Genomic DNA, 1,840 nt, shown 5'->3' with positions numbered 1-1,840 from the left:
GGTACAGTTTTTGAATTTGGGATTTCGAGTGGTTGTATTTCTTGATGGAAGCAGCGAGAAAAATATCCATGACGGATTAAAATCTCTAATCAAAAACCATATCTAATCATCAGAAAGGAAGTGTACCAATGAACGCAGGCTATGTTCGACTCTCCAGAGACGATGACAAAAGAAACTACGTCTCGATAGAAAATCAGAAACTAATCATCAATCAATATGCTACCGATCATGATACTGTCATTGATCGGTGGTATGAAGACGACGGGGTTTCTGGCTACATCTTTGACAGACCGGGCTTTCAGCAAATGATGGCGGATCTGGATAAAGAAATTGATACTGTATATGTCAAAGATTTTTCACGTTTAGGCCGCCATAATGCAAAGGTTCTTTTGCTTCTGGACGAATTTCAGGAACGTGGAAAGCATTTGATCGTTATCGATGATAATTACGATTCCATGGACTCTAATGACGATACCATCGGTATAAAGACATGGTTCAATGAACGTTATGTAAAGGATACCAGTAAAAAGATTAAACGCGCCATCGGTGCCAGACAGAAAGAAGGCACTTTGATGACTCGACCACCCTTCGGCTACAGACGTAATCCAAATGACAAAACAATACTGGAAATTGTTCCAAAAGAAGCATCAGAAATCAGACAGATTTACGATCTTTATATTTCCGGATCCGGATACCGCAAAATTGCGAACTATTTGACCGATCAGGGAATCCCCACTCCGTCTATGGTACAGCGGGAACGGGAGCTTGAAGAAGGGCGGTTATCGAAACGTAAAGTTGTTTCAACTTGGACAGATGGAATGGTAAAAGAAATTCTGGATAATGATTTTTACATGGGCACATTTCGTCTAAGGAAGCGTGCAAGAAATACCGTGCACGGGAAAGATAAACGAGTTCCCAAAGAGGAGCAATGCATCTTTAAAAATCATCATCCGGCAATCATTGATCGGGCAACATTTTCACTCGTACAGGAATTAAAAGAAAAACGTAACAGAACAAATTACCGCGGCAGCCGTGGTGAGTGGATTGGATCTGAGATTCCAAATCCATTTGGAAGTTGTCTTTTTTGCAAAGACTGCGGGTGCCGCCTGACTCCGATCAAACGCCAGACTTCTGCCAGAGAGCGAAAATATTATATCTGCACTACCTACAACACAAAGGGAAGACGCTATTGTTCGAAAGCTCATTTGATTGAAGAAGCGGATCTGATGGAGGATGTTTTAGCCTATATCAAGCTGTGTCGGAATGCCTTATGTGAAGTAATCGCCAGCTATGACTTGAAGGATTTTGAATCAGAGAAGAAAACAATAGAAGAAAAGAAACTGGATCTTCAAGCAGACATCAACGAACGAAAAAATCAGCTCAAAGTGCTTCTTACTCAAAAAGTAAAAGATATGGCAATCTCTGCCGGAAATGAAGATCTGATTAAAGAAACTTACGATTCCTTGCAAGATGATTTATTATCACAAATACGTGGATTTGAAAAGAAATTAAAAGAACTGGACGATACAGTCTTAGATACTCCGGATGTAAAGGATAAACTTAAAAATGCTCTGGATGTTGTTGATAAAATCATCGCAGGAGGAAATCTTGACCGAAGGGATATTGAACTGCTCATTGAACGTATTGAGGTAGATGAAAGGGGCCTTCCGGAGATTACGTTAAAATACGGATTATCCAATCTGATCGATTACAGTCCTGCTATCGAGCTGAACCGTCGTGAGAATACGATCATTGCTGTTGTCATGAAGCTGATTGCTGAGGAAAAACGGAATTTTACATCTGCGAAATATCTTGCAGAACACATAACAGCGCTTGGAAT

The 1,840-nt window shown here is 40.4% G+C and carries 1 protein-coding gene; it reads left to right on the top strand.

What is annotated here, in order from left to right; all coding sequences use genetic code 11:
- Positions 1–128 precede the first annotated feature (128 nt).
- A partial coding sequence (locus ACTNB3_RS17730; protein ID WP_441027276.1) for a recombinase family protein occupies positions 129–1,840 on the top strand: 1,712 nt, incomplete at its 3' end.

Source organism: Bariatricus sp. HCP28S3_D3, from assembly GCF_052065755.1.
In the GTDB taxonomy this organism is placed as follows: Bacteria; Bacillota; Clostridia; order Lachnospirales; family Lachnospiraceae; genus Allocoprococcus.
This window is presented reverse-complemented; position numbering and strand designations above follow the sequence as displayed.